This is a genomic window from Gordonia insulae (genome assembly GCF_003855095.1).
In the GTDB taxonomy this organism is placed as follows: Bacteria; Actinomycetota; Actinomycetes; order Mycobacteriales; family Mycobacteriaceae; genus Gordonia; species Gordonia insulae.
This window is the reverse complement of record NZ_CP033972.1, coordinates 3,143,014-3,166,599: the sequence shown is the minus strand read 5'-3', so window position 1 is coordinate 3,166,599 and position 23,586 is coordinate 3,143,014. Positions and strand designations below refer to the sequence as shown.

Annotated in this window: 25 protein-coding genes; 14 read left to right on the top strand and 11 right to left on the bottom strand. The window is 67.3% G+C overall.

Annotated features, from left to right (window positions below):
* The first annotated feature begins 1 nt into the window (after position 1).
* Positions 2 to 646: an HNH endonuclease gene (locus D7316_RS27675; RefSeq protein WP_331852571.1), complete on the top strand. Its 645-nt coding sequence runs from the start codon at positions 2 to 4 to the stop codon at positions 644 to 646.
* A gap of 67 nt (positions 647 to 713) precedes the next feature.
* Complete coding sequence (locus tag D7316_RS14430; RefSeq protein ID WP_124708859.1) at positions 714 to 1,328, top strand: DedA family protein; 615 nt, start codon at positions 714 to 716, stop codon at positions 1,326 to 1,328.
* 3 nt (positions 1,329 to 1,331) lie between these two features.
* Here D7316_RS14430 and D7316_RS14425 read toward each other — a convergent pair whose 3' ends face one another.
* Together D7316_RS14425 and D7316_RS14420 are read right to left on the bottom strand one after the other, a co-directional pair.
* The gene (locus tag D7316_RS14425) at positions 1,332 to 2,219 is read right to left on the bottom strand and encodes a MaoC/PaaZ C-terminal domain-containing protein (RefSeq protein ID WP_124708858.1); all 888 of its coding nucleotides are present in this window, start codon (positions 2,217 to 2,219) and stop codon (positions 1,332 to 1,334) included.
* Positions 2,219 to 3,574 carry a 3-oxoacyl-ACP reductase gene (locus D7316_RS14420; RefSeq protein ID WP_124708857.1) on the bottom strand — a complete coding sequence of 452 codons (1,356 nt, stop codon included), beginning with the start codon at positions 3,572 to 3,574 and terminating at the stop codon, positions 2,219 to 2,221. The genes D7316_RS14425 and D7316_RS14420 overlap by 1 nt, the downstream gene beginning before the upstream one ends.
* Before the next feature lie 145 nt (positions 3,575 to 3,719).
* Here D7316_RS14420 and D7316_RS14415 point away from each other — a divergent pair, with 145 nt between their 5' ends.
* The 3 genes from D7316_RS14415 (at position 3,720) to D7316_RS14405 (ending at position 7,822) form a co-directional block, all read left to right on the top strand.
* Complete coding sequence (locus tag D7316_RS14415) at positions 3,720 to 5,015, top strand: acetyl-CoA C-acetyltransferase (protein WP_124711347.1); 1,296 nt, start codon at positions 3,720 to 3,722, stop codon at positions 5,013 to 5,015.
* 279 nt (positions 5,016 to 5,294) lie between these two features.
* The gene (locus tag D7316_RS14410) at positions 5,295 to 6,995 is read left to right on the top strand and encodes a VanW family protein (protein WP_197718242.1); all 1,701 of its coding nucleotides are present in this window, start codon (positions 5,295 to 5,297) and stop codon (positions 6,993 to 6,995) included.
* Between the two features lie 50 nt (positions 6,996 to 7,045).
* Positions 7,046 to 7,822 (top strand): SDR family NAD(P)-dependent oxidoreductase, encoded by a 777-nt coding sequence (locus tag D7316_RS14405; protein ID WP_124708856.1) that lies wholly within the window; start codon positions 7,046 to 7,048, stop codon positions 7,820 to 7,822.
* Between the two features lie 110 nt (positions 7,823 to 7,932).
* Here the strand turns inward: D7316_RS14405 and D7316_RS14400 are convergent, their stop codons facing one another.
* A complete protein-coding gene (locus D7316_RS14400; protein WP_124708855.1) occupies positions 7,933 to 8,613 on the bottom strand; it encodes a GAF and ANTAR domain-containing protein in 681 nt (226 codons plus the stop codon).
* Between the two features lie 61 nt (positions 8,614 to 8,674).
* Between D7316_RS14400 and D7316_RS14395 the strand changes: the two genes are divergently transcribed.
* Positions 8,675 to 8,908 carry an AbrB/MazE/SpoVT family DNA-binding domain-containing protein gene (locus tag D7316_RS14395; RefSeq protein ID WP_124708854.1) on the top strand — a complete coding sequence of 78 codons (234 nt, stop codon included), beginning with the start codon at positions 8,675 to 8,677 and terminating at the stop codon, positions 8,906 to 8,908.
* 25 nt (positions 8,909 to 8,933) lie between these two features.
* Positions 8,934 to 9,329 carry a type II toxin-antitoxin system VapC family toxin gene (locus D7316_RS14390; RefSeq protein ID WP_197718241.1) on the top strand — a complete coding sequence of 132 codons (396 nt, stop codon included), beginning with the start codon at positions 8,934 to 8,936 and terminating at the stop codon, positions 9,327 to 9,329.
* Between the two features lie 78 nt (positions 9,330 to 9,407).
* Here the strand turns inward: D7316_RS14390 and D7316_RS14385 are convergent, their stop codons facing one another.
* From D7316_RS14385 to D7316_RS14375, 3 genes are all read right to left on the bottom strand, one after another.
* Positions 9,408 to 11,243: an acyl-CoA dehydrogenase gene (locus tag D7316_RS14385; RefSeq protein WP_124708852.1), complete on the bottom strand. Its 1,836-nt coding sequence runs from the start codon at positions 11,241 to 11,243 to the stop codon at positions 9,408 to 9,410.
* Between the two features lie 223 nt (positions 11,244 to 11,466).
* Entirely contained in the window at positions 11,467 to 12,237 is a 771-nt protein-coding gene (locus D7316_RS14380) for a deoxyribonuclease IV (RefSeq protein ID WP_124708851.1), read from the bottom strand.
* A 22-nt stretch (positions 12,238 to 12,259) separates the two neighbouring features.
* Entirely contained in the window at positions 12,260 to 12,475 is a 216-nt protein-coding gene (locus D7316_RS14375; RefSeq protein ID WP_124708850.1) for a hypothetical protein, read from the bottom strand.
* 196 nt (positions 12,476 to 12,671) lie between these two features.
* Between D7316_RS14375 and D7316_RS14370 the strand changes: the two genes are divergently transcribed.
* The 3 genes from D7316_RS14370 to D7316_RS14360 all read left to right on the top strand — a co-directional run bounded on the left by D7316_RS14370 (position 12,672) and on the right by D7316_RS14360 (position 15,137).
* Positions 12,672 to 13,961, top strand: coding sequence for a phosphatase PAP2 family protein (locus tag D7316_RS14370; protein ID WP_124708849.1), 1,290 nt, complete (start codon positions 12,672 to 12,674; stop codon positions 13,959 to 13,961).
* A 9-nt stretch (positions 13,962 to 13,970) separates the two neighbouring features.
* Positions 13,971 to 14,405 carry a hypothetical protein gene (locus D7316_RS14365; RefSeq protein WP_124708848.1) on the top strand — a complete coding sequence of 145 codons (435 nt, stop codon included), beginning with the start codon at positions 13,971 to 13,973 and terminating at the stop codon, positions 14,403 to 14,405.
* A 111-nt stretch (positions 14,406 to 14,516) separates the two neighbouring features.
* On the top strand, positions 14,517 to 15,137 hold the full coding sequence (locus D7316_RS14360; protein WP_124708847.1) for a DUF305 domain-containing protein: 621 nt from the start codon (positions 14,517 to 14,519) through the stop codon (positions 15,135 to 15,137).
* A 99-nt stretch (positions 15,138 to 15,236) separates the two neighbouring features.
* On the opposite strand, the gene D7316_RS14355 is transcribed toward D7316_RS14360, so the two are convergent.
* On the bottom strand, positions 15,237 to 16,310 hold the full coding sequence (locus D7316_RS14355; RefSeq protein WP_124708846.1) for a DUF4185 domain-containing protein: 1,074 nt from the start codon (positions 16,308 to 16,310) through the stop codon (positions 15,237 to 15,239).
* A gap of 51 nt (positions 16,311 to 16,361) precedes the next feature.
* A complete protein-coding gene (locus D7316_RS14350) occupies positions 16,362 to 17,246 on the bottom strand; it encodes an acyl-CoA thioesterase domain-containing protein (RefSeq protein WP_124708845.1) in 885 nt (294 codons plus the stop codon).
* Positions 17,247 to 17,312: 66 nt separating this feature from the next.
* Between D7316_RS14350 and D7316_RS14345 the strand changes: the two genes are divergently transcribed.
* Positions 17,313 to 17,885: an HdeD family acid-resistance protein gene (locus D7316_RS14345; RefSeq protein WP_124708844.1), complete on the top strand. Its 573-nt coding sequence runs from the start codon at positions 17,313 to 17,315 to the stop codon at positions 17,883 to 17,885.
* Between the two features lie 31 nt (positions 17,886 to 17,916).
* Here D7316_RS14345 and D7316_RS14340 read toward each other — a convergent pair whose 3' ends face one another.
* Together D7316_RS14340 and D7316_RS14335 are read right to left on the bottom strand one after the other, a co-directional pair.
* Positions 17,917 to 18,495: a hypothetical protein gene (locus D7316_RS14340; protein WP_124708843.1), complete on the bottom strand. Its 579-nt coding sequence runs from the start codon at positions 18,493 to 18,495 to the stop codon at positions 17,917 to 17,919.
* 118 nt (positions 18,496 to 18,613) lie between these two features.
* A complete protein-coding gene (locus D7316_RS14335; RefSeq protein ID WP_124708842.1) occupies positions 18,614 to 19,660 on the bottom strand; it encodes a DUF2189 domain-containing protein in 1,047 nt (348 codons plus the stop codon).
* Positions 19,661 to 19,807: 147 nt separating this feature from the next.
* Between D7316_RS14335 and D7316_RS14330 the strand changes: the two genes are divergently transcribed.
* Positions 19,808 to 20,326, top strand: coding sequence for a DUF5709 domain-containing protein (locus D7316_RS14330; RefSeq protein WP_124708841.1), 519 nt, complete (start codon positions 19,808 to 19,810; stop codon positions 20,324 to 20,326).
* A 40-nt stretch (positions 20,327 to 20,366) separates the two neighbouring features.
* On the opposite strand, the gene D7316_RS14325 is transcribed toward D7316_RS14330, so the two are convergent.
* The gene (locus D7316_RS14325) at positions 20,367 to 21,101 is read right to left on the bottom strand and encodes a Clp protease N-terminal domain-containing protein (RefSeq protein WP_124708840.1); all 735 of its coding nucleotides are present in this window, start codon (positions 21,099 to 21,101) and stop codon (positions 20,367 to 20,369) included.
* 230 nt (positions 21,102 to 21,331) lie between these two features.
* Here D7316_RS14325 and egtB point away from each other — a divergent pair, with 230 nt between their 5' ends.
* Both egtB and egtD read left to right on the top strand, forming a co-directional pair.
* Positions 21,332 to 22,621: an ergothioneine biosynthesis protein EgtB gene (gene egtB / locus D7316_RS14320; RefSeq protein WP_124708839.1), complete on the top strand. Its 1,290-nt coding sequence runs from the start codon at positions 21,332 to 21,334 to the stop codon at positions 22,619 to 22,621.
* Complete coding sequence (egtD, locus tag D7316_RS14315) at positions 22,618 to 23,586, top strand: L-histidine N(alpha)-methyltransferase (RefSeq protein WP_124708838.1); 969 nt, start codon at positions 22,618 to 22,620, stop codon at positions 23,584 to 23,586. Before egtB ends, egtD begins: the two co-directional genes overlap by 4 nt.

Genomic DNA, 23,586 nt, shown 5'->3' with positions numbered 1-23,586 from the left:
CATGGCCGACACTGTGCAGGCGGTGATCGAGGTCCCCGAGTTCGTGCCCGGGGCCGAGGTCGTCGTCCACGACGATTCGGACGTGCCGCATCTCGACGGCGGTCCCGCGCTCGAATCCGCCGACGTCGACGAAGCACGCTGCGGGGGTGTCGAACGCAAGGTTCGGCGCGGCAAGCGTGGCGTGGTGCTGAAATGGGGGCGCAAACGTCGGTTGCCGACGCGCGCGCTGATGCGGATAATCTTCGAACGCGACCGGTCCTGCCGGGTTCCCGGGTGCGGCCGTACCCGGCATCTGCACGCGCATCACGTCCGATTCGTGTCACACGGCGGCACCACCGACCCGGACAATCTGATCTTGTTGTGCTCCACCCATCACCGGGCTCTGCATCGGGGCGAGTTCTCGATCCGGGCCATGGGCGATCAGCAATTCAGCTTCCACCGATCCGATGGATCCATCATCGATGACGCGCCACCGATGCGTGCGCCCGATGACTGGCAGCCAGACATTCGGATCGACAACGATGCTGTGCTGCCGATCAACCCAGGCCGTCGACTCGACCTCGGCTACACCACCGAAGTGCTGCACGCGGTGTGGACGTGGAAGGCGCAGGAAGAAGCGGAGCACGCCGAGCCGGTGGCGGCGTAGCGCGTTCCGCAGAACGTGAGAACGGCGCCCTGACAGATCCGCGCAGGCACCCCAGTAACCTCAACTGGTGCACGCATTCGCTGACTGGCTCGTCGAGCTCGTCGAAGCCGTGCCGTCCTGGGCCGTGTACCTCGTCGCGTGCGCCGTCGTCTACGCCGAGACGTCGACGCTGATCCTGGGGCTCATTCTGCCCAGCGAAGCCGTGCTGCTGGCCGCGGGTGTCGCCGCGGCCGTCGGCCCGACCTCGATCGGTGCCCTCGTCGTCGCGGTCTGTGTGTCCGCGGTCGCCGGAGACGTCACGGGGTACTGGATCGGACGCAGCTCGGGACACCGGGTGAAGGCATCGCGCGCGGGCCGACGCTTCGGCGAGCAGCGCTGGCAGCACGCCGAAGCACGGATCGACCGCGAGGGGATGGTCGCCGTGGCAACCGGCCGGTGGATCGGCTACGTGCGCACCCTCGTGCCGCCGGTCGCGGGCATGACGCGGATGCGGCCACTGAGGTTCGGCATCGCCGATGCCATCGGCGCCACCACCTGGGCGACCACCGTGCTGCTGGTCGGCTACTTCGCCGGCGCAGCGCTGGGCGCGACGTTGCTGCTGTACGCGGGCGTCGCGGTCGTGGTGGTCGCCGGCGGTTGGTACCTGTGGCGGTGGTGGCGGGCGCGGCGGCTGCGCGGGTGAGGCTCAGGCGCCCCGGGTGGTCGCGGTCAGGTGCGGATACCCCTTGCGCCGGTTGAGGATCGAGATGTCGAAATTGCCGGCACCGTCGATCCGCCGGGTATACAGGTTCACCTTGGCGGGCAACAGGATCGGTTTGCCGAACCGCACCGTGTAGGTGACGTCGTCGGGGAGCTGGGCCTCGACGTTGGCGACTGCGGCTGCCGCACTCCACATCCCGTGCGCGATGGCCTTCGGGAACCCGAACGCCTTGGCGGGCAGGTTGCCCATGTGGATCGGATTGCGGTCACCGGAGGCGTCGGCGTAGCTGCGGATCCGGCCGAGGTCGACGGCCAGAATCGAGTCCGGCGGGGGCGGCGTGGTCTGCTTCGGTTCCGGACCGCGCGGCTCGTCGGACAGGCTGGTCCGCTGCTGCTTGAGGAACGTCGCCACCTGGGTGGTCACCAACTCCGCGCCGACGCTGATCTGCGAGATCATGTCGACCAGCAGGCCTTTGCGGTGCTCGCGCAGGTTCTCCGCATGCGTGTCGATGGTCAGCGGCTCGCCGACGCCGATCGGTCGCAGTCGGTGGATGCTGTTCTCCACATGCACCGAGCCGACGGCACCGAACGGAAAGTCGTTGTCGGTCATGACCTTCATCGCCAGCGGGAACTGCAGCACGAACGGGTAGGTGATCGGCAGCGTGGAGCCGAAGCGCTGCCCGGTGACCCGGGTGTAGGCATGCAGCCGCTCGGCATCCACCCGGACGTTCTCCAGGCGGTAGCTCCGCTCGGGGATCACGGCGTCGGCCCGTACGGTGGCCGGTTTACCGATGACCGGCAGCATCGCGCCGACGGCCTTGGAGTACACCTCGGTGGTGCTCGGTGCTCCCGGAAGAGTGATCGTCTTACCCATCACGCACCCAGGAATCCCTGGCCGCACACGCGGACCACGTTGCCGGTGATGGCACTCGACGCCGGGTTGGCGAAGTAGGCGACCGTCTCGGCGACGTCGACCGTCTCGCCACCCTGCTGCAGCGAGCTCATCAGACGGCCCGCCTCGCGAGTGGCCAGCGGGATCGCCGCGGTCATCTTGGTCTCGATGAAGCCCGGCGCGACCGCGTTGATGGTGATGCCCTTCTCCGCGAGGATCGGCGCGTACGCATCGACCAGGCCGATCACGCCCGCCTTGGACGCGCCGTAATTGGTCTGTCCGCGGTTACCGGCGATGCCCGCGATCGACGAGACGTCGACGACGGCCCCGCCCTCGCGCAGCGCGCCCTTCTCGAGCAGGTCGTTCACCAGCCGCTGCGGGGCGAGGAGATTGACCCCGATGACGGCGTCCCACCGGGCGGCATCCATGTTGGCGAGCAACTTGTCGCGGGTGATGCCGGCATTGTTCACGATGATGTCGAGGCCGCCGTGCCGTTCGAGGACGTGGTCGGCGAGCTTGGTGCCGGCATCGGCCGCGGTGACGTCGAGGGGGAACGCGGTGCCCTTGATCTTGTTTGCGGTCTCCGACAACGCCTCTCCGGCCTGCGGGACGTCGGCGGCGATCACGTGCGCGCCGTCGCGGGCCAGGACCTCGGCGATGGTCGCGCCGATGCCGCGGGCCGCGCCGGTCACCACGGCGACCTTGCCGGCCAGCGGCTTGTCCCAGTCGGCGGGGGCCGCGGCGTCGGCGGCGCCGACCCGGATGACCTGTGCGTCGACGAACGCCGACTTCGCGGACAGGACGAAGCGGATGGTCGACTCGAGCCCGGTGAGGCCGGTCTTGGCATCCGGTGCGACGTAGACCAGCTGGACTGTCGCGCCCTTCTGCAACTCCTTGCCGACCGACCGGGTGAAGCCTTCCAGGGCGCGCTGCGCGACGTGCTCGTTCGGATCGCTCACCTGCTCGGGTGTGGTGCCGATGACGACCAGGCGCGCGCACGGCGCGAGGGACCGCATGTTGGGTCCGAAGAACTCGAACAGCCCGTTGAGCTCGGCCGGCGAGGTGATCCCGGTGGCGTCGAAGACCAGGGCGCCGTACTTGTCGGCGCTGCGGCCGGTGGTGGCGTTCTGGATGACGTCGTAGTCGGGCGTCGAGAGGATCTCACGCAGCGGCTCCACGACCCTCCCCGTGCCGCCGAGCAGAACGGGGCCGGGCAGCGCGGGTTCGGAGGCCTTGAAGCGCCGCAGCGGAGGCGGGACCGGCAGGCCGGCCTGCTTGGCGATGAACGAACCGGGGGCGGAGTGGACGAAATTCGAGTACAGGCCAGTGGCTGCCACGGGAGATCTCCTCAGGTTTCTTCGGCAGGTCGGTCAGACGTGCGGTGCTGTGCGACGACGCTCACGCGAGCGGCGTTCGACAACGAACTTACTCATGAGTAAGAATAGCGTACAGACACCGAACTACACCCCCTGGGAGATCGAAGTGGCTCACACACCCAAGACCCGCAGTCTGCGTCCGGTCGCGATCCTCGGCGGCAACCGAATTCCGTTCGCCCGCCAGGACAAGGCCTACGCCAAGGTCAGCAACCAAGAGATGTTCACCTCGGCCCTCGACGGGCTGGTGAGTCGCTTCAACCTGCAGGGCGAGCAGCTCGGCATGGTCGCGGGCGGTGCGGTCCTCAAGCATTCGCGTGATTTCAATCTCATCCGCGAATGCGTGCTCGGATCGGCGCTGTCGCCGTACACCCCGGCCTTCGACATCCAGCAGGCCTGCGGCACCGGCCTGCAGGCAATCGTCGCCGTGAGCGATGGCATCGCGTCCGGCCGCTATGACGTCGCGGTGGGCGGCGGTGTGGACACCACCTCCGACGCCCCGATCGGGGTCTCGGAGTCGATGCGCAGGCAGATGCTCGAGGTCAACCGGGCCCGCAGCACCAAAGACCAGGCTCTCGCGGCCCTCAAGCTGCTCCCGAAACTCGGCATCGAGATCCCGCGCAACGGTGAGCCACGCACCGGCATGTCGATGGGTGAGCACGCGGCGATCACCGCCAAGGAGTTCGGCATCAAGCGGGCCGACCAGGATGCGCTGGCCGCGGCCAGCCACCAGAACATGGCATTGGCCTACGACGAGGGCTTCTTCGACGACCTGATCACCCCGTTCCTCGGACTGACCCGCGACGAGAACCTGCGCCCCGACTCCTCGGCGGAGAAGCTGGCCAAGCTCAAGCCGGTCTTCGGGGTGTCGCTCGGCGACGCCACCATGACCGCGGGCAACTCGACCCCGCTCACCGACGGTGCGTCCACGGTGCTGTTGTCCAGCGACGAGTGGGCCGACGCGAAGGGCCTGCCGGTGCAGGCGTACCTCGTCGACAGCGAGACCGCGGCCGTGGACTACGTGAACGGCCCCGACGGTCTGCTGATGGCCCCGACCTACGCGGTGCCGCGCCTGCTCGCACGTAACGGCCTCACGCTGCAGGACTTCGACTTCTACGAGATCCACGAGGCGTTCGCCTCGGTGGTCCTCGCCACCCTGACGGCGTGGGAGTCCGAGGAGTACTGCAAGGAGCGTCTCGGCCTCGACAACGCACTCGGGCCCATCGACCGGGCCAAGCTGAACGTGCACGGCTCGTCGTTGGCCGCGGGCCACCCGTTCGCGGCCACCGGCGGGCGGATCGTCGCCCAGGCCGCGAAGACGATCCGGGAGAACGGTGGGGGTCGAGCACTGATCTCCATCTGCGCGGCCGGTGGACAGGGCGTCACCGCCATCATCGAGGGTTAAACCTCGTTTAGGCATCTCAAATCTGCAGAATACGGGCCTGACCTGCAGCGGCGGAGCAATTTTCGCTGCTCGGGTCGGGCCCGTTGCGCAACGATCGGGTCACACTCGCCGGAAATATATTCGGGGAAAGATGTAACGCGGGCCCGGATAGCGTAGATATATGGGTAGCTCCGACTGAGCTGCCAGACCCCCGACCCGGCAGCTCGGTCGGGGCGCCTACTTTTATGGGGCGCCTCTCATCTGCGGTCTCCCGCAGCGCATCCCCACCACCGTTTACCTATGGTTGTCCTCGTGAACTCTTTCCCGGCCGCACGTGCGGTGGCGCGCGTCCTGGTCGGACTGTTCGCCCTCGCCGGTATCGCGCTCGCGGCCGATCTGATCGTCACCGAGGGCACGACGGCCCGCGGCGCCGTGGTGGCCGGCATCCCTGCCGGGCATCTCGACCGCGCCGAGGCGCAGGCGGTGATCGACGAACTCTCCGACCGCGCGACCCGACGTGTCGCGCTGCGGACCGAGACGGGGACCGTGACCGTGCCCCCGGATGCGGCCGGGGTGAGTTTCGACGCCGAGGCGACACTCGACCGCCTGATGGAACAGCCTCGCAATCCCCTTGCCCGCGTGCTCGGCCTGCTCGGTGTCTCCCGCACGGTCGACCCCGCGGTGAGCGTCGACCGCGCGGCCCTCGACGCCACGCTCGACGAACAGCGCAAGACCCTGGAGAAGGCCGCCGTCGAGGGCGGTGTCCACTACGACGGGGCGACGCCGGTGGCCGACCTGCCCGCAGCGGGGGAACGCGTGGCCCGCGACGACGCGGCCGTCACCCTCTCCCGACAATGGCTGTACGCCAAACCCGTCGACCTCCCGCTCGAGGACTTCTCGCCGAGTGTCTCCGAAGACGTTGTGCGCCATACCGTGTCCGGCGCCGCGACCCGCGCGGTGGCCGGACCGCTGACCGTGCGCGGCGCGCGCAACACCACGATTCGCGTCGAGCCCGCGCAGCTCGGCTCGATGCTCACCTTCGGCCCGGACGGGCACGGCGGGCTGCAGCCCGTGATCGATCCCAAGCGCGGCGTCGCGGTGCTCGGTCCGCGCCTGGTCCGCACCGAGACCAAACCCGTCGACGCCACGTTCTCGCTGCGCAGCGGCAGCCCGCAGGTGGTGCCGTCCCGCGAGGGCTCCCGCGTCGACTGGGAGAAGACGTTCGCCACCACGACGGCCGTCGCCACCGGGGCCGACACGTCCGATACCCGGGTCGTCGAGGTGGCCTACGCACCCGTCAAGCCGCGGCTCGACACGGCGGCCGCGCGCAAACTCGGCGTCCGCGAGGTGGTCAGCGAGTTCACCACGTCGGGATTCAGCAGCGCATCGGGGGAGAACATCCGACTGGCCGCCGCCGAGGTCGACGGCGCGCTGGTGCTGCCGGGTAAGACGTTCTCGCTCAACACCCACACCGGCCCGCGCGGTAGTGCACAGGGTTACGTGACGTCGACGATCATCGATCACGGTCACGCCGACAAGGCGGTCGGCGGCGGCATCTCACAGTTCGCGACGACCCTCTACAACGCCGCCTACTTCGCCGGCCTCGAGGACGTCGACCACACCGAGCACAGCTACTACATCTCCCGCTATCCGGAGGCGCGTGAGGCGACCGTGTTCGAGGGCGCCATCGATCTGGTGTTCCGCAACAACACCTCGCACGGCGTCTACATCGAGACGAGTTGGTCGCCGTCGGATGTGACCGTGCGGATGTGGAGCACCAAGACCGTCGAGGTGGAGTCGATCACCGGTGAGCGCAGCGCGTACACCGACCCCCCGTCGCTGAAGTTGCCGAAGGGCGACAACTGCATCGCGTCGAGCGGCAGTCGCGGCTTCACGACGTCGAACACCAGGGTGATCACCGACTCACGCACCGGCGCCGAACTGCGCCGGCACACGCGCACGGTGAAGTACGACCCGGAGCCCAAGGTGAGCTGTGTCTGAGGCATGGGGGTACTGGACCGGGCGATAGAACGCTCGATAGGCTCCGCAACGTGGATATCAATGGAGCAAGTGCAATTGTCACGGGCGGTGCATCCGGTATCGGTGCGGCGTCGGTTCGCCAGCTGGCGGCCAAGGGGGCCAAGGTCGTCGTCGCCGACCTGCAGGCCGACAAGGGTGAGGAGCTGGCCAAGGAGGTCGGCGGCATCTTCGTGCCGGTCGACGTCACCGACACCGCGCAGATCGAGGCGGCCGTCAACGCGGCGACCGAACTCGGCCCGCTGCGTGCGCTGGTGAACTCGGCCGGCATCGGCTGGGCGCAGCGCACCATCGGCAAGGACGGGGAGTTCGCCTCCGCCCACGATCTCGACGCGTACAAGAAGGTCATCGCGATCAACCTGATCGGCACCTTCGACGCGGTGCGTCTGGCCGCCACCGCGATGGGCCGCAACGAGCCGCTCGCATCGGGTGAGCGCGGCGCCATCGTGAACATGGCCAGCGTGGCCGCGTTCGACGGCCAGATCGGCCAGGCGTCGTACTCGTCGTCGAAGGGTGGTGTCGTCGGCATGACCCTGCCGGTCGCCCGCGACCTCGCCGCCGTCGGCGTGCGCGTCAACACCATCGCGCCCGGCCTCATCGATACGCCGATCTACGGCGAAGGTGAGGCCTCGGAGGCGTTCAAGGCGAAGCTCGGCGAGTCCGTGCTGTTCCCGAAGCGCCTCGGCGCACCGGACGAACTCGCCTCGATGGTCGTCGAGCTGATCACCAACTCGTACATGAACGCGGAGGTCATCCGCGTCGACGGCGGCATCCGGATGCCACCGAAGTAGCACCCGACCCGACGACCACCGAACTCCCACGCGTACCCGTACACCGGGGACGCGTGGGAGTTCTGTTGTGGGAGTTACTGTTGTGTCGGGCGGTCAGCGGGGTCCCGGGTTCACCCCGCCTCGATGATCCGACGAGCGACGTCGGCGAGCGGTGTGTTGCTCTCCTGCGACAGCTGTCGGAGCATCTCGAAGGACTGCACCGCGTCGACCTTGAAGCGCTCCATGATCATGCCCTTGGCCTGACCGATGACATCGCGGGTCGCCAGAGCGCTCTGGAAGTCGCTCTGCTGTCGGGTCCGGAACACCGCGATGGCGGCATGTGTCGCGAAGACGAGGCCGATCTCCACGGACTCCGAGTCGAACGCGCCGATCTCATCGGAGAACAGGTTGAGGGCGCCCATGGCGCCCCGATGGTTGAACAGTTGGAAGGACAGGCTCGATCGTGCCGGCGTCTCCGCGATGGTGCGTGCGGACAGCTCGGGCCATCGCGGGTCGGCGGCGATGTCGTCGACGTGCACCACCGACTGATCCCAGGCCGCATCCACACACGGCCCCTGTCCCGTCTGCTTCTGCAGTTGATCGAGGGTGACCATAACCGGGTCCGTGGGCGCGACGGTGTCGAAGGACTTCTTCTTGTCGATCAGCAACACACTGGCCCAGCGCGCGCCCGGTACGTGCTCCACGGACCCGAAGGTGATCGTCTCCATCACCCGGTCGATGCCGCTGTCGTCCCGCTCTGGGATGGCGTGCATCTTGCGCGCGAGCTCGGCGATCTCGCGATGTACATCCATGGATCCGCTCCGATCAGCAGCAGGGGTACGGAAGTGCCATCAGAATGGTATCTTAGGTGCCATGCGAACCACCATCGATCGTTCCGGCCGACTGGTCGTGCCCAAGGAATTGCGCGATCGCGTCGGTTTGGTGCCGGGCGAGGTGGAGGTCACCGTATCGGGGAGCGCGCTGGTTCTCGAGCCGATCGCGGGCCACGAACTCGATGAGGTCGACGGCCTGCTGCTGCTTCCGGCGGGCGGTCCGGAATTCTCCACCGACGACATCCGGGAACTACGCCTCGGTGACCAGCGCTGAATCAGTTGGCCGCGTAGAGGCGCTCGTGCTCGACACCAGCGCAGCCATCGGCCTCGTGCGCCCCGGTCACGAAGGCCACGACAAAGTGCGCGCAGCGACGAGGGGTCGTCGTCTGGGGCTCAGCGGACACGCGAAATACGAGATGTACTCGGTCCTCACCCGGTTGCCGCCGCCGCAGCGGTTGACGGCTGCCGCCGCCGCTCGACTCATTTCTGCGAACTTCCCGCATGAGTGTCATCTGACTCCCGAGGGCAGCAGGCGGGCGATCGAGCGCTTCGCAGCCCTGGGTATCTCCGGCGGTGCCGTCTATGACGGCCTGGTCGGTGCTGCCGCAGCCGATGCCGGGCTCGTACTGCTCAGTCTCGATCGTCGTGCCGAATCGATCTATCGCGCGCTCGGTGTGCGGCTGGAGATGCTCTGACACGAAAACTCCCACTTACACCCGAATCATGGTGTGTAAGTGGGAGTTCGCGGTGATTCTTGGTTGAGCGAAGGTGGCTCAGAAGGCCGCTTCGTCGACCTCCATGAGGTCGTTGTCGACGTTGTCGACGGTGCCGCGGACGGCGGTCAGCAGCGGCAGCATGTTCTTCGCGAAGAAGCTCGCGACCGCGACCTTCCCCTCGTAGAACGCCTTGTCGTCGGCGCTCGCGCCGGCGTCCAGGGCGGCCAGGGCGACTTCGGCCTGACGCAGCAGCAGCCAGCCGATGAGCAGGTCGCCCACCGAGAGCAGGAAGCGCACCGACCCGAGGCCCACCTTGTAGAGCTCGGACGGGTTCTCCTGGGCGTTCATCAGGTAGCCGGTGAGGGTGGCCGCCATGCCCTGCACGTCCTCGAGGGCGGTCTTGAGCAGCTGACGTTCGGCCTTGAGGCGTCCGTTGCCGGCCTCGGAGTCGAGGAAGCTCTGGATCTGCCCCGAGACGTGCGCGAGCGCCTGTCCCTTGTCGCGGATGATCTTGCGGAAGAAGAAGTCCTGCGCCTGGATGGCCGTGGTGCCCTCGTAGAGCGAGTCGATCTTCGAGTCACGGATGTACTGCTCGAGCGGGTAGTCCTGCAGGAAGCCGGATCCGCCGAGCGTCTGCAGCGACTCGTGGCCGAGGACGCCGTAGGCGCGCTCGGAACCGACACCCTTGACGATCGGCAGCAGGAGATCGTTGACCTTGTGGGCCAGTTCGGCATCTGCGCCGGAGACGATCTTCGCGGCGACCTCGTCCTGGTGCGACGCGGTGTAGAGGTAGATGGCACGCAGACCCTCGGCGTAGGCCTTCTGGGTCATCAGCGAACGACGCACATCCGGGTGATGCGTGATGGTCACGCGCGGAGCGGCCTTGTCGGTCATCTGGGTCAGATCGGCGCCCTGGACACGCTCCTTGGCGTACTCGAGAGCATTGAGGTAGCCGGTCGACAACGTCGAGATGGCCTTGGTGCCCACCATCATCCGCGCGTGCTCGATGACGTCGAACATCTGCGCGATGCCGTCGTGCACCTCGCCGACGAGCCAGCCGACGGCCGGGGTGCCGTGCTGGCCGAAGGACAGCTCACAGGTGGCCGACGCCTTGATGCCCATCTTGTGCTCGACGTTGGTCACGAAAACGCCGTTGCGCTCGCCCAATTCGCCGGTCTCGTGGTCGAAGTGGAACTTCGGTACGAAGAACAGCGACAGACCCTTGGTGCCCGGCTTCGCGCCCTCGGGGCGGGCGAGCACCAGGTGGAAGATGTTCTCGGTCATGTCCTGGTCGGCGGAGGTGATGAATCGCTTCACACCGTCGATGTGCCAGGTGCCGTCCTCCTGCTTGACGGCCTTGGTGCGTGCGGCGCCGACGTCGGAGCCGGCGTCCGGCTCGGTCAGCACCATCGTTGCGCCCCAGCCACGTTCGGAGCAGATGGCGGCCCACTTCTTCTGCTCGTCGGTGCCGTTGTCGAAGAAGATGTTGGCGAAGCCCGAGCCCGCGGCGTACATGAACACCGGCGGGTTGGCGCCCAGGATCATCTCGCCGATCGCCCAGTAGAGCGAACGCGGAGCCGGCAGGCCGCCCAGTGCCTCGTCCACGCCGATCTTGTCCCAGCCGCCCTCGACGAGCGCGTTGTAGGACTTCGTGAAGCCCTCGGGGATGGTGACGCTGTGCGTCTCCGGATCGAAGACCGGGGGATTGCGATCGGCGTCGGCGAACGACTCGGCGATCGGTCCCTCGGCAAGGGCCTTGACCTCGCGGAGCATGTCGACGGCGGTCTCGTGGTCGAGATCGCCGAAGTCGCCCTCTTCGAGAACCTTGTCGAGGTTGTACATCTCGAAGAGGTTGAAGTGCAGGTCACGGATGTTGCTCTTGTAATGGCCCATGGGAGTTCCTTCTCTGACTGGTCTGTGTGGGCTACGAGTCGTTCGGCACGAAGCATAAGTTACTCGCCGGTAACCTCCAGATTACCCCGAAGCCGCGCGCCCATCAACTCAACGGTGCTGTGATCTGCGCTAACTCTTGCAAGCAGGGTGGCGGCCGGCGTGATCCCGGCAAATCGGACAAGAGCGATAGCAGCGTGCCGGCCCCACTGCAGGGCGCCGCCGACTACAGGGCGTCGCGGAGATACGACAGGTCCGCGGGAATCCCGTCGGCGGGCGTCTCGAGGATCACCGGGGCGTCGGCCGCCTTCGCCACCTCGGCGAGGACCGCGGGGTCGATGTGGCCGTCGGCCAGGTTCGCGTGGCGGTCGCGGCCGGAGTCGAACTCGTCGCGGGAGTTGTTGAGGTGCACCAGGTCGATGCGCCCGGTGATGCCCTTGACCCGTTCGACCAGGCCGACGAGATCCTCGCCGCCGGCCCAGGCGTGGCACGTGTCCAGACAGAAACCGGCTTGCTCGAAGTCGCCGACCGATTCCCAGAGCCGGTCGATCGCCTCCAGCGTGCGGGCCATCGCGTGGTCACCGCCCGCGGTGTTCTCGATCAGGATCGGCACCCCGAACCCGCCCTTGTCGACCTGGCGATCGAAGAGCTTGCGCCAGTTGGCGAATCCCTCTTTCGCGTCCTCGCCGTCGCGGAGATGACCACCATGCACGACCAGGCCGAAGGCGCCGAGCTCGGCGGCCGCGGTCGCCTGTTGTTCGACGGCTTTGCGCGACGGCATGCGCAGCCGGTTGTTCAGGCTCGCGACATTGATCTGGTAGCTCGAGTGCACGACCACGTCGAACTGCGAATCGCGGATGGCCTCGGCATCCGGCCGGGGAGCCGGCTTCTTCCAGCCCTGCGGATCGGTGACGAACATCTGGAAGACGTCGATGCCGAGTTCGTTCGCGGTGGCCAGAGGATCGGTGTCCTCACGCAGATGTGCTCCGATGCGCATGGGTCAACGATAGTGGCCGGACTCAGTCATCGACGCCCGGCACCGTCTCGATGGTGATCGGCACCCCGGTCGCGATGAGCAGGCGGCACGGCGCCTCGGTGCTCCCGTAGAGACTCAGCCACTCATGGCCCCGGCTACCCGCGGCGTACACCGAGTCGAGTGCGCGGTTCAGCCGCGCCTCGGCTTCCTTCGTGATGATGTAGCGCTGGTCGCCGTAGCGGAGATAACGGTCGGGCACGGCACTCCTCTGACGTTCGTCGCGCTCGCCCGGGGCGTCACGCGCTGTGATACCGATCACCATCCTAGGTGGAAATCGGTGTGGGCACGGGGCGCGCCGGGGTTTACCGATCCCCGAACGCCGGATGATCACTAGGCTGACGGAAGGTAAACGTGCTGGGTGCCCCGTCGCGGGTGTGGGTTGGCAGGATTCACGGGTGAGCGTTGACGACGCGGTCGAGGTGCCACTGCCGGACGAACCTGCCGGTTCCCGCGCGAGATCCGAGTCGAAGCGCTCTCCCGACGACGCCGCGAGCGCACAGACCTCGGACAGCGATTCAACCGGCACCGAACCCGCCGGCACCGAACCCGCCGGGGTCGAACCCTTTCTGGACGACATCGGCGCCGCCGCCGAGATGGAGCCCGAACCGGAGAACCGCCGCGACCTGACCATGGTCCGGCGCATCGCGATCGCCGCATGGGCGGCCTTCGTGGTGTACGAGATCGTGGTCTACGGCCTCGCCTTCGACCGCACCCGACTGATCGTCCTGCTGTGTCTGGGTATGTTGGCCGCGACCATCGGCCGTCGTCGCGCGATCAGCGTGATAATCGACTGGCTGCCGTTCGCGTTGATCCTGTTGCTCTATGACTGGACCCGCGACGTCGCACGCATCGTCGACATGCCCACCCAGTGGCATCTGGCGGTCGACGTCGATGACTGGATGTTCGGTGTCAATCCGACGGTGTGGCTGCAGGAGCACCTGAAGGAGGCGTCGCCGCCCTGGTGGGAGGTCGTCACCAGCGTCATCTACATGTCGTACTTCATCGTTCCGTATGCTGCGGCGGCGGTCCTGTGGCTGCGCGACCGATCCGCCTGGCGGCGCTACGCGGCGTGCTTCGTCGCGACCACGTTCCTCGCCCTGATCGGCTACACCCTGGTGCCGGCGGCGCCGCCGTGGGCGGCCGCCCGGTGCACCGCCGAGCAGGTCGTCGACCACCCCCGCGAACCGCAGTGCATGGAGAACGAGGGTGCGGTCCCGGGCGGCGGAATCCTCGGCGAGGTCACGCCCACCAACCCCGACGCCGCTCCGTACGTCGAGCGGATCTCCGCCCGTGGCTGGAACTTCCTCAACATCCATGCCGCGTCGACGCTGGTGGAGGTCGGGCAGGGTAAGGCCAATCTGGTCGCCGCCATCCCCTCCCTGCACGCCGGGCTGACCATGTTGCTCGCGCTGTTCATGTGGCCACGGGTGAAAGCGCTGGGTCGAACTCTGTTCATGGGCTATGCCATCGCGATGGCCTTCACCCTGGTCTACACCGCCGAGCACTACGTCTTCGACATCCTGCTCGGGTGGGCGCTCGCGGCCTTTGTCATCGTGGTCGCGAATGTCATCGACCGGCGCTGGGTGATCCCGCGTCGCGAACGCCGGGAGCAGGAGGCACAGGAGTCCTCCGAGGCGACCGGCCGGACCGAAGACGCCGACGGGGCGGTCGAGGTCGGCCGGTAGGCTCGCATCGTGTCGTATGCCCGCCGTCGTCTGCCGCCGCAGCGGCTGACCCGCGGGCCCGCCCGAACCGGACTGTTGCTGGGCATCGCGTTCGCGATCCTGCTGATGCATTCGGTGGTCGCGCACTGTGTCTCCGACGATGCGGCGCTCGGTCACTACGATTCTGGGGCATCACACGGGTATTCAACGACGATCTCGTCGGCGCAGTCGCTCGCCGACGAGACGATGGGTGCGGCGGGCGACTGCGGGGCGCACCAGCACGCGTGCGTGTTCGTCCGGGCCGGCGAGCCCGACGTCTTCGTGCCGGTGCTCCTGCTTCTCTGGTGGGGATTCCCCGTTCCACCACTGTTGCAGTCGGTGCGCGCCCGCCTGAACCTCCGCGCAGGCCGTCCACCTCCCTGGGCGATGCCGTCGCATCTGCAATTGCAGGTGATCCGCTGCTGATGGGCGATACCGGATCCCCCCCCCGGGTCCGGACCGCCGTCAGTTCCGCCTGCCCGCACCCATGATCCGGTGCCGGGCGGATTCAGCACTCCTGCAGAGGAATTTCCAGCAATGACACCAGCAATCAAACGTCCGACCCTCGTGTGTTCGGCGATCGTGGCGGCGGCCGTGATCACCGGGTGCTCCACGAGCGATGAGCCGGCGACCGATTCGGCGAGCGCCTCGTCATCGACCATCCAGGCGTCCACGGCGAGTTCACCGGCAGCGCAGTCGGCGTCGCACAATGACGCCGACATCAAGTTCAACCAGATGATGATCCCGCATCATGAGCAGGCGCTCGCGATGGCCGCTCTCGTCGGCGAACGGACCGACACACCGGCGGTCCGCGAACTCGCCGATCGCATCGAGAACGCCCAGCAACCCGAGATCGACGAGATGGCCGCGCGTCTCACCGCGTGGGGTGTGCCGGCGGACGACGGTGGGCCGCATGGCGGGCACGCGATGGCGGGCATGATGACCGAGGACGAGATGTCGGCGTTGACCGCTGCCCGCGGAACGGCTTTCGACACGCTGTGGCTCGAGGGGATGATCCGCCACCACGAGGGCGCGGTGGCGATGGCCGACGACGAACTGGACCGCGGTATCGACGCCCGGTCACGGGAACTCGCCGCGCGGATCAAGGCCGCTCAGCAGGCCGAGATCGACGAGATGAACGCGCTGCTCGCGAAGTGATGTCCATCCGGTAGATCAGTGGTCGGGTGCTCGGCGCGACGGAATCCTCCGCCCGCCGGGTGCCCGGCCCGGGCGGGCGGGTTCTCGGTATCGCTGCGCTCAGGAACGCCGCAGCGGCAGCCGCATCAGGTAGACCTGATAGCCCGCCGAGATGGAATAGGTGAAGTAGAGCGTGTTGCCCTTCGACCACGGGTGGATGTACGGCGCGTAGCCGGAGTACGGGTTGTTGGCCGGGACGACGAGCTCCCCGGAGGTCCACGGACCCCACGGATTGTCGGCGGTGCGCAGCACCACACCGGTGTCCTTCTGCGCCAACGAGATGTATTTGCCGAGGTAGTCGTTCCAGGCGACCGACAACTCACCCGACGGTGCAGACATGATCGGGGTGGCCGCGTCCGGATTGTTGCGGGCCCAGCGACCCCAGGAGAAGTACTCGTATTTGCCGAGGTGCTCGATGTCCTTGGCATTCACGCGCGCGAGATAGACAGCGCCCCAACGCCCGTCCGGGGTGCCGTAGGTGTAGACGGTGTCGCCCACCTTGAGATAGGCGCTCATCTGGAACTTGTGGTTGCCGCCACCGTTGGGTCGGAACGCGTTGAGCGCCTTCCAGTTCTGCCCGTTGTCGGTGGAGCTGACCAGCCCGGACCAGTTGGTGTACCAGATGCCGGGCTGTCCCCAGTGCTTCACCGACATCACGTTCATGTACTGCTTGCCGTTGGCGGCGACACCGGCGGTCGGGATGATCGTGATCTCGCGTCGCAGATCCGGCTTGAGGAGGCGTTTGGCATGTCCGGGCCGGCCCGCGTGGCCGGTGAACGTCATGCCGTCGGCCAGGTAGCGGTCGGTGCTGCGGAGCAGCACGTTGGAGCGCCAGTACCAGAGCTGGCCGTAGAGCAACGACCATCCGTTGAAGGACTGGGTGTCGCCGAAGGCGGTCATGATCTCGCCGCGGCCGTTGTCCCACATGACCCCGAGGTCGGTGCCGACGATGTTGTATCTGCCGATGGTGTCGTTGATCGAGCCCGGCCCGGTGAGACGTGCCACGATGGATCCGTTGGCGGCGGCCACCGGATAGGCGTCGGCATGTGGGGTTGCCGCCAACCCGGCGGTGAGTGTCGTGGCGAGTGCTGAGACTGCCAGGGCCGTTCGCCACCGTGCTGTGCGCCGCGTCATGGGCGAGACCTTATCAAGACCTGAGGGTCGTCGAGGTGTGACGTGGTCCACTCACGCCTCGGTGTATTTCTGCGTGGTGTCGATGGTGGTGAAGTCGATGGTGGCGGCCGAGTTGTCGACACCGGTGACGATTCCGACCCCGAACTGGCCGTTGCTGTCATAGAGATTCGTGGTGCTCGTCGAGATCCCGTCGACCTCGAGGTGAGATGCCGCCTCCACGCCGATGCGCTGTCCGACAGGCAGACGGGTCAGCGCGACGGTGAGATCGCAGTTGATGAACGCGATCCCTGCGCTGCCCCAATTGCACACCAGGCTGGTCGATTCACCGCTGATCGCCGCCCGCTGGAACGGGGTCGGCACCTCGCCGACGACCGTGGACACCGCCCGCGTCCAGAGCCACTTGCGACGTCCGTCCTGATGGCTCTTCATGTCCTGCGACCAGGCGATGCCGCCGTCCCCGTCCGGTGCGCCGTACCAGGGGAAATGGTTCTCCGGGTCGACGTCGGACACCGGTGGGCGGAACTCGATCTCCTCGTCGGTCCGGGTCCATCGCTCGCCCGGCGGGTTTGCGCTCTCCTTGACGAAAACGGTCGTGCTGCGTGCCACCAGCACCTCCGCGTCGCCGTCGCCCTGCACGACGTCGACCTCGGCGACCTTGATCCGTCCGCCGTCGCGGACGAGGCGGCCACGGGTGGCGGTCGGGACGTCGCGGGCCACCTTGAACAGGTCGATGGTGAATCGGGCAGGGCGGAATCCGCTGATCAGGAAATCCGATTCCGCGGACCTGGCGGCGAGTGCGCACACCGCGGGGCCGTTCAGCGTGCCCTCCGCCCACAGGCTCTGCGCGAAGACCGTCGGCACAAAACGATGCCCGGACGTCGGGGCGGACGAATCAGGTGCTGCGGATTCGTGTTCGAAGAAAGCGAATTGCGACACGAATTTCCCTTCTGTTCGGAGGGACAATCCGGTGTCGAACCCTCCGGGACGTACTAATCTTCGTCCATGACAATTGCAGATTACGCAAAGCAGATCCCGAATGAACTGGTGGGCATGGTTCGTTCGACGATGATCGTGACCTCCATCGTCGGAATCGTTTTGGGCATCATCGCGCTCGTGTGGCCGGGAGCCACCCTCGTCGTGATCGCCATTCTCTTCGGTATCTCCCTGATCGTCGCCGGACTCTTCCGGATCTACACGGCCTTTGCGTCGTCGCTGTTGTCGGGCGGCTGGCGTTTCGTGCTCGGATTGATCGGCGTGCTGATTCTGGCCGCCGGCATCATCGCGCTGTTCAATCCCGAGGAATCACTCGTCTTCCTGGCGATCTTCATCGGTGTCGGCTGGATCTTCCAGGGCGTCGCCGACCTCTCGCACGCCGTCGCCGGTTCACTGCACACACCGCGGTGGCTGCTGGTCCTCTCCGGGGTCATCGCGATCATCGCCGGCATCGTGATGATCCTGATCCCCGGCCTCGCGCTCGCGACATTCATCTGGGTCGCCGCGATCATGCTCATCGTGGTCAGCGTCGTCACGCTGTTCACGCTGCCGAAGAAGGTCGACGACACCGCCACCTTCTGACACGCGCGCCCCGCGCGACGCGGACGAGGAGTCAGGCGAGGGCCAGGCCGTCGATGGTGATCGACGCCCTGGCCCTCGTGGCGTCGTCACCGAAGTCGGCGATCAATCCGTTCAGCGCGATCAGCACATCCTGACCGTGGGCCAGTCGACGGCTCTCGACGACCGTGGCGTCCGGCCCGATCATCGTCAGGGGGTCGGCGTCGGCACGATGCGCGACGGCCGCCGCGAGCAGGCGACGGGCCTGGTCGGGGTCCTCGTCCCACAAGGCGTCGGCGGTCGTGAGGTACAGGCGGACGGCCGGCGGGTAGTCGTGCAGATGAAGCAGTGCCCAGGCCCAGTGCTTGGCCACGTCGACGGTGTCCGACTGGGCCGGTCCGTGGGTGCGCAGGTACTTGCCGTGCAACTCACGGCACAACGGGGTGGAGTCCGCCCACAGCTGCAGGTGGGACATGCAGCGGACGCAGTCGTGCAGGTTCGACAGGTACATGATCGAGTAGGGACCCTCGCGGCGCGACCGGATCTCGCGCAGCACCGAGAACTCGGCCAGCGCGTGGGTGAACTCGCCCGCCGAGAGGAGTGCCTCGGCCTCGTCCTGCATCTCCTCGATCATGTCTCGATTGTCGTCGCCGCCGGGGTCATGCGGGCAGTTTCGACCGAAACGACTCGGCCGCCACCCGAATGGGTGGCGGCCGAGTCGATGCCGTCGATCGCCGGTGTCGGCGCCGAGATCAGTACTGCTGGGGCGGGTAGGGCGGCGGTGCCGTCGGTGCGGCGAAGCCGACCGGGGCGATCTGCCCACCGGTGAAGAACCGGTACGCGTAGGTGCTCGCGATGATGGTGACCGGGATGGTCACCAACAGTCCGACGAGGCACAGGATGGCGCCGACGATGTTCAGGCCGATGCTGGCCAGGGCGAGCAGGAACAGCGGTCCGACGTTCTTGCTGATGACCGAGAAGCTCTCCTTGATGCCGGTGATCGGATCGACATCCCGATCGACGACGAAGGTCAGCGACCAGTAACTGAGGAACGCGAAGATGATGCCCGGGATGATCAGCAGGATCAGGCCGATGTAGGTACCGATGGTCACCAGCAGGGCGGTGACGATCACCGGGCCGAAGCTGAGTCGGAAGAAGGCGCCGACATCGGGTTTGGTGCCGCTGATCTCGTCCAGCGCGCCGCGCACGAACGCGCCCTGGAAGACGTATCCGACGATCGCGGAGATGATGCTGAAGACGATCGACACCCACAGACTGCCGCTGTAGTTGCCGATTCCGCTGAGGACACCGGTGATGACACCGGCGATGAGGACCATCAGGATCCACGTCAGCGCGTTCTCCTTGTAGCGATTCCACCCGTAGCTGATGGCGTCACCGACGGAGAACTGTGCGGCCGGCGGTGCCCCGAACGCGGCGGTGCCGTAGGCACCCGGAGCGCCGTAACCCGGTGCGGGCTGGCCGTATCCACCCGGAGGCTGCTGGCCGTAGCCACCGTCCTGCGGAGCGCCGTATCCCGGCGGCGGGGGTGGTGGGGGATAGGAGCCCCCCGGCGGCGGGTTCGAGCCCGGAGGCGGATAGGAGCCGGGCGGCGGGTAACCGGCCCCCGGCGGCGGAGGCGGCGGAGGAGTGGAGCCCGGCGGCGGATACGAACCCGGCGGCGGATACGACGGCGGCGGGGTGCCGCCGGCGTTCGGGTCCGGGGTCTGCCCGGGGTCTGCACCGGGTCCCTGGTCGGGGCCCGGCGTGCCGGGATTGTGAGGATCGGGCGGTGTGGTCATGGCAGGGAGGATACGGAACACCGACCATGGTCAACAGTGTTTCTCGGCACGCGTCGCGCCAATGATCGACGAATTCTCCGCCTGAACGGCATTTCAGGTGAAGCGCGTCACATCGACGGGTGGCCTCATCACACCAGGACTGGCATCGTGAACCGTGTGAGTGACATCGGCAGCACCCCAGAAGGCTCCGACGGCGAGTACAGCCTCGACGACGACGACCAACTCCAACCGGAGGACACGCTCGACGACCGGGGGCTCGACGACGTCCTCGACGAGGGATACTCGCCGCCCGACCATCGGCCGAGTGGCGCGCGTCGCGGGCTCACCGCTCAGGAGCAACGCGAAGGCGAGACCCTCGATGAGAAGCTGTCCGAGGAAGAACCCGACGTCGGCGCGACGGATCCACTCGACGACATCGTAAAGGACTGGCGTTCACACGAATCCGATCGCAACGACGACTACGACGACGTCGATCAGGCGGGCGGGGGACGGGCCGGCAGGCTGATCGCACCCGACGAGGGCACGGGCGTCGACGACGAGCAGGAATCCGTCGCCACCGACGCCGGCATCGACGGTGCAGGCGCCTCGGCCGAGGAGGCCGCCGTGCACTACATCGACGTCGACACCGTCGAGGAATCCGAAGAGGCGGAGGGGAACCGGGACTGATCGGGGCCCCAGAGCCCTTGCGCCACTGCGGGGCCCGGCGTCAGTGGGACAGCTGCTCCAGTGTCTCGACGATGAATGCCCGCGCGGGTTCGGCGTGGACTCCGAGTGATTCCAGGGTCGCGGCCATGGTCGGGTCGGTGTAGAGGGCGAGCAGGATGTGCTCGGTGCCGACGTAGTTGTGGCCCATCTCGAGTGCCGTCGTCACCGTGGTCTCGAGTACCGACTTGGATCGATCGTCGAAGGGCACAAGCGATTTCTGCTCGCCGTCGGTCTCGTCGACGGCGCGGGCCTCAGGCGTACACGCGGCGACCAGTGCGCCGAGTTCCACGCCCTGCGCGCGCAGGGTCAGGTCGGCCACCGACTCCGGGGCCACGGCGAAGCCGCGTGCGAGATGTTCGGGGGTGACGGTCGCGCTGTACTCGGCGATGGCGAGGTTGTTGGCCTCGGCCACCACGTTTCGGGCGCGTGGCGTGAACCTCGCGAACGGGTTCGATTCGTCGCTCAGCGACGTCTCGGCCCGCGGGGCGCGTGGGACGAAGCGCTTCTGCGCGGCCTGCTTGCTGACGCCCATGCTGGTCCCGATCTCGGTCCAGGACGCGCCGGCCCGCCGCGCCTGATCGACGAAGTGGCCGATGAGATGGTCGGCGACCTCGCCCAGGTGATCGGCGGCGATGACGGCGTCCGACAGTTGGTCGAGTGGGTCGTCGTGCACCTTCCGGATCGCGGTGATCAGGTCGTCGAGGCGAACGGTGGTCATCGGGACGGGATTCGTCATGCGTCAACTGTAGGTTGACGCGACACGATCGTCAACCTTTGGTTGACGGGATGCGATGGCGGTGGACCGTGCGCGACCGCGTGCGGCGAACTTGTCGGTGCCGTGTGATGCGATGACGTGCACCCCGGCATCGTCGTTGACAGCGGTTCCCGCCGTCGCAACGATGGAGGCCAGGGTTGCCCGTCCGTACCGGCCTCGCGCCGGGTCGCACAGAATCGCGGGAGGTACCAGTGAGCATCACCAATCGTGTGGCACCGACATCGTCGGGGTCGACACATGCCGACAGATTCCTCGAGGTCCGGGAGTTGACGGACACCCTGACGGCGAATCTGTCGGCCGAGGACCAGACCCCGCAGTCGATGACCGACGCCAGTCCGGTGAAATGGCATCGGGCGCATGTCACCTGGTTCTTCGAAGAGTTCATCCTGCGGACCGATCCGTCGTACACGGTCTACGACGAGACCTACCGCTATCACTTCAACAGCTACTACGAGGCGGTCGGCGCACGGCACCCGCGGCCGGATCGGGGGTTGGTGACGCGCCCGGGCGTCGCGGACATCACCCATTACCGCGAGTACGTGGACAGTGCGATGGTCGATGCGCTGGAACGTGGCGCACTCGATGACGCCGCGCTCGGTCTCGTCGAACTCGGCTGCAATCACGAGCAGCAGCACCAGGAACTGATCCTGATGGATCTCAAACACCTGTTCTCTACTCATGCGTTCGCGCCGGTCTACGTCGACCGCGAGGCCGACGAGACCGGTGAACGTGAGCCGCTCACCTGGCGGTCGGTCCAGGGTGGGATCACGGAGGTCGGCGCCGGGAGCGAAGCGAGCGGGCCGAAATCGAACGGCGCCGGGAGCGGGACTGGCTTCGCCTATGACAACGAGGGTCCGCGTCATCGGGTGTTCCTGGAGGACTTCGAGATCGCCGAGCGTGCGGTCACCAACGCGGAATGGCTGGCGTTCATCGCCGACGACGGGTACCGGCGGCCGGAGCTCTGGCTCTCCGACGGTTGGGCACACATCCGTGAGACCGGCTGGGAGGCACCGGGTTACTGGCAGTTCACCGACGGCGAGTGGACCACATTCACGCTGTCGGGCCGCCGCAGGCTGGTCCTCGACGAACCCGTCGTACATGTCTCCTTCTACGAGGCCGACGCCTATGCGCGCTGGGCGGGAGCCCGCCTGCCCACGGAGTTCGAGTGGGAGGCGGCGGCGGTGACCGGCGACGTCGCCCGCGGTCAGCTGCTCGATCCCACCCGCTGTCACCCCGGCCGGGCCGGCACCACGATGATCGGGGACGTGTGGGAGTGGACGGCCAGCGCCTATCTGCCGTACCCGGGTTTCGTCCCGGCCAACGGCGCGGTCGGTGAGTACAACGGCAAGTTCATGTGCGACCAGCATGTCCTGCGGGGTGCCAGCGCGGTGACGCCACGCGGGCACGAGCGGGCCACCTATCGGAACTTCTTCCCGGCGAGCGCCCGGTGGGCCTTCGCCGGACTACGGTTGGCGCGATGACCGTCAGCATCGATGATCGGCTCGCCGCGGACGCCGTGGCCGGATTGTGGGCGGACCCGCCGACACTGCCCACGAAGTGGCTGTACGACGAACGTGGCAGCCGGCTGTTCGACGAGATCACCCGCCTGCCGGAGTACTACCCGACCCGCCGGGAGACGGCGATCCTGCGGTCGCGCGGCGCCGAGATCGCCGCCGCCACGGACGCGACGATGATGGTCGAATTCGGTTCGGGTACCTCGACGAAGACCCGGCTGCTGTTGACGGCGTTCGCGGACCGGGCGGCGCCGGGACCACAGCGGGCGGGCCGCCCGTTCACCTATGTGCCGCTCGACGTGAGCACCGAGATCCTCGAGTCGTCGGCTGCGGTGCTGGCCCAGGACTATCCGGGCATCGAGGTGGCGCCGGTGGTCGCCGACTTCACCAGCCCGGACCTCGCACTACCACCGGCGGCCGGTCCGCGCGTCGCGGTGTTCCTCGGTGGGACCATCGGTAACTTCGACCCCGCCGAGCGAGCCGATTTCCTGCGGCGGCTCGCGGCTGCCCTCGACCCGGGCGATTTCTTCCTGCTCGGCGCCGACCTCATCAAGGACACCGGGCGCCTCGTCGCCGCGTACAACGACAAGGCCGGGGTCACGGCCGATTTCAACCGCAACATGATCGAGGTCCTGCGTACGGGTCTCGACGCGCAGGGGCTCTACGTCGACGATTTCGACCACATCGCGCGCTGGAATCCGGCGTTGCACCGCATCGAGATGTGGCTGCGGGCCCGCCGCGAGATCGACGTGTACTTCGCGGCGGTCGACCGGCACTGGCGGTTGGCGCCGGGCACCGAGATACTGACGGAGATCAGTACCAAGTTCGACCGCGACGATCTCGCGGCCGAACTCGCCGAGGCGGGCCTCGACGTCGTGCAGACCTGGACCGACGATGCCGGGGACTTCTCGCTGACGCTCAGTAGGCGCTGA

Bases quoted from the DNA above. Each gene is read 5' to 3' on its own strand.
- D7316_RS27675 (WP_331852571.1), top strand. From the start codon at position 2: ATGGCCGACACTGTGCAGGCGGTGATCGAGGTCCCCGAGTTCGTGCCC.
- D7316_RS14425 (WP_124708858.1), bottom strand. From the start codon at position 2,219: ATGGGTAAGACGATCACTCTTCCGGGAGCACCGAGCACCACCGAGGTG.
- D7316_RS14410 (WP_197718242.1), top strand. From the start codon at position 5,295: ATGGTTGTCCTCGTGAACTCTTTCCCGGCCGCACGTGCGGTGGCGCGC.
- D7316_RS14400 (WP_124708855.1), bottom strand. From the start codon at position 8,613: ATGGATGTACATCGCGAGATCGCCGAGCTCGCGCGCAAGATGCACGCC.
- D7316_RS14395 (WP_124708854.1), top strand. From the start codon at position 8,675: ATGCGAACCACCATCGATCGTTCCGGCCGACTGGTCGTGCCCAAGGAA.
- D7316_RS14385 (WP_124708852.1), bottom strand. From the start codon at position 11,243: ATGGGCCATTACAAGAGCAACATCCGTGACCTGCACTTCAACCTCTTC.
- D7316_RS14380 (WP_124708851.1), bottom strand. From the start codon at position 12,237: ATGCGCATCGGAGCACATCTGCGTGAGGACACCGATCCTCTGGCCACC.
- D7316_RS14360 (WP_124708847.1), top strand. From the start codon at position 14,517: ATGACACCAGCAATCAAACGTCCGACCCTCGTGTGTTCGGCGATCGTG.
- D7316_RS14355 (WP_124708846.1), bottom strand. From the start codon at position 16,310: ATGACGCGGCGCACAGCACGGTGGCGAACGGCCCTGGCAGTCTCAGCA.
- D7316_RS14345 (WP_124708844.1), top strand. From the start codon at position 17,313: ATGACAATTGCAGATTACGCAAAGCAGATCCCGAATGAACTGGTGGGC.
- D7316_RS14340 (WP_124708843.1), bottom strand. From the start codon at position 18,495: ATGATCGAGGAGATGCAGGACGAGGCCGAGGCACTCCTCTCGGCGGGC.
- D7316_RS14335 (WP_124708842.1), bottom strand. From the start codon at position 19,660: ATGACCACACCGCCCGATCCTCACAATCCCGGCACGCCGGGCCCCGAC.
- D7316_RS14325 (WP_124708840.1), bottom strand. From the start codon at position 21,101: ATGACGAATCCCGTCCCGATGACCACCGTTCGCCTCGACGACCTGATC.
- egtD (WP_124708838.1), top strand. From the start codon at position 22,618: ATGACCGTCAGCATCGATGATCGGCTCGCCGCGGACGCCGTGGCCGGA.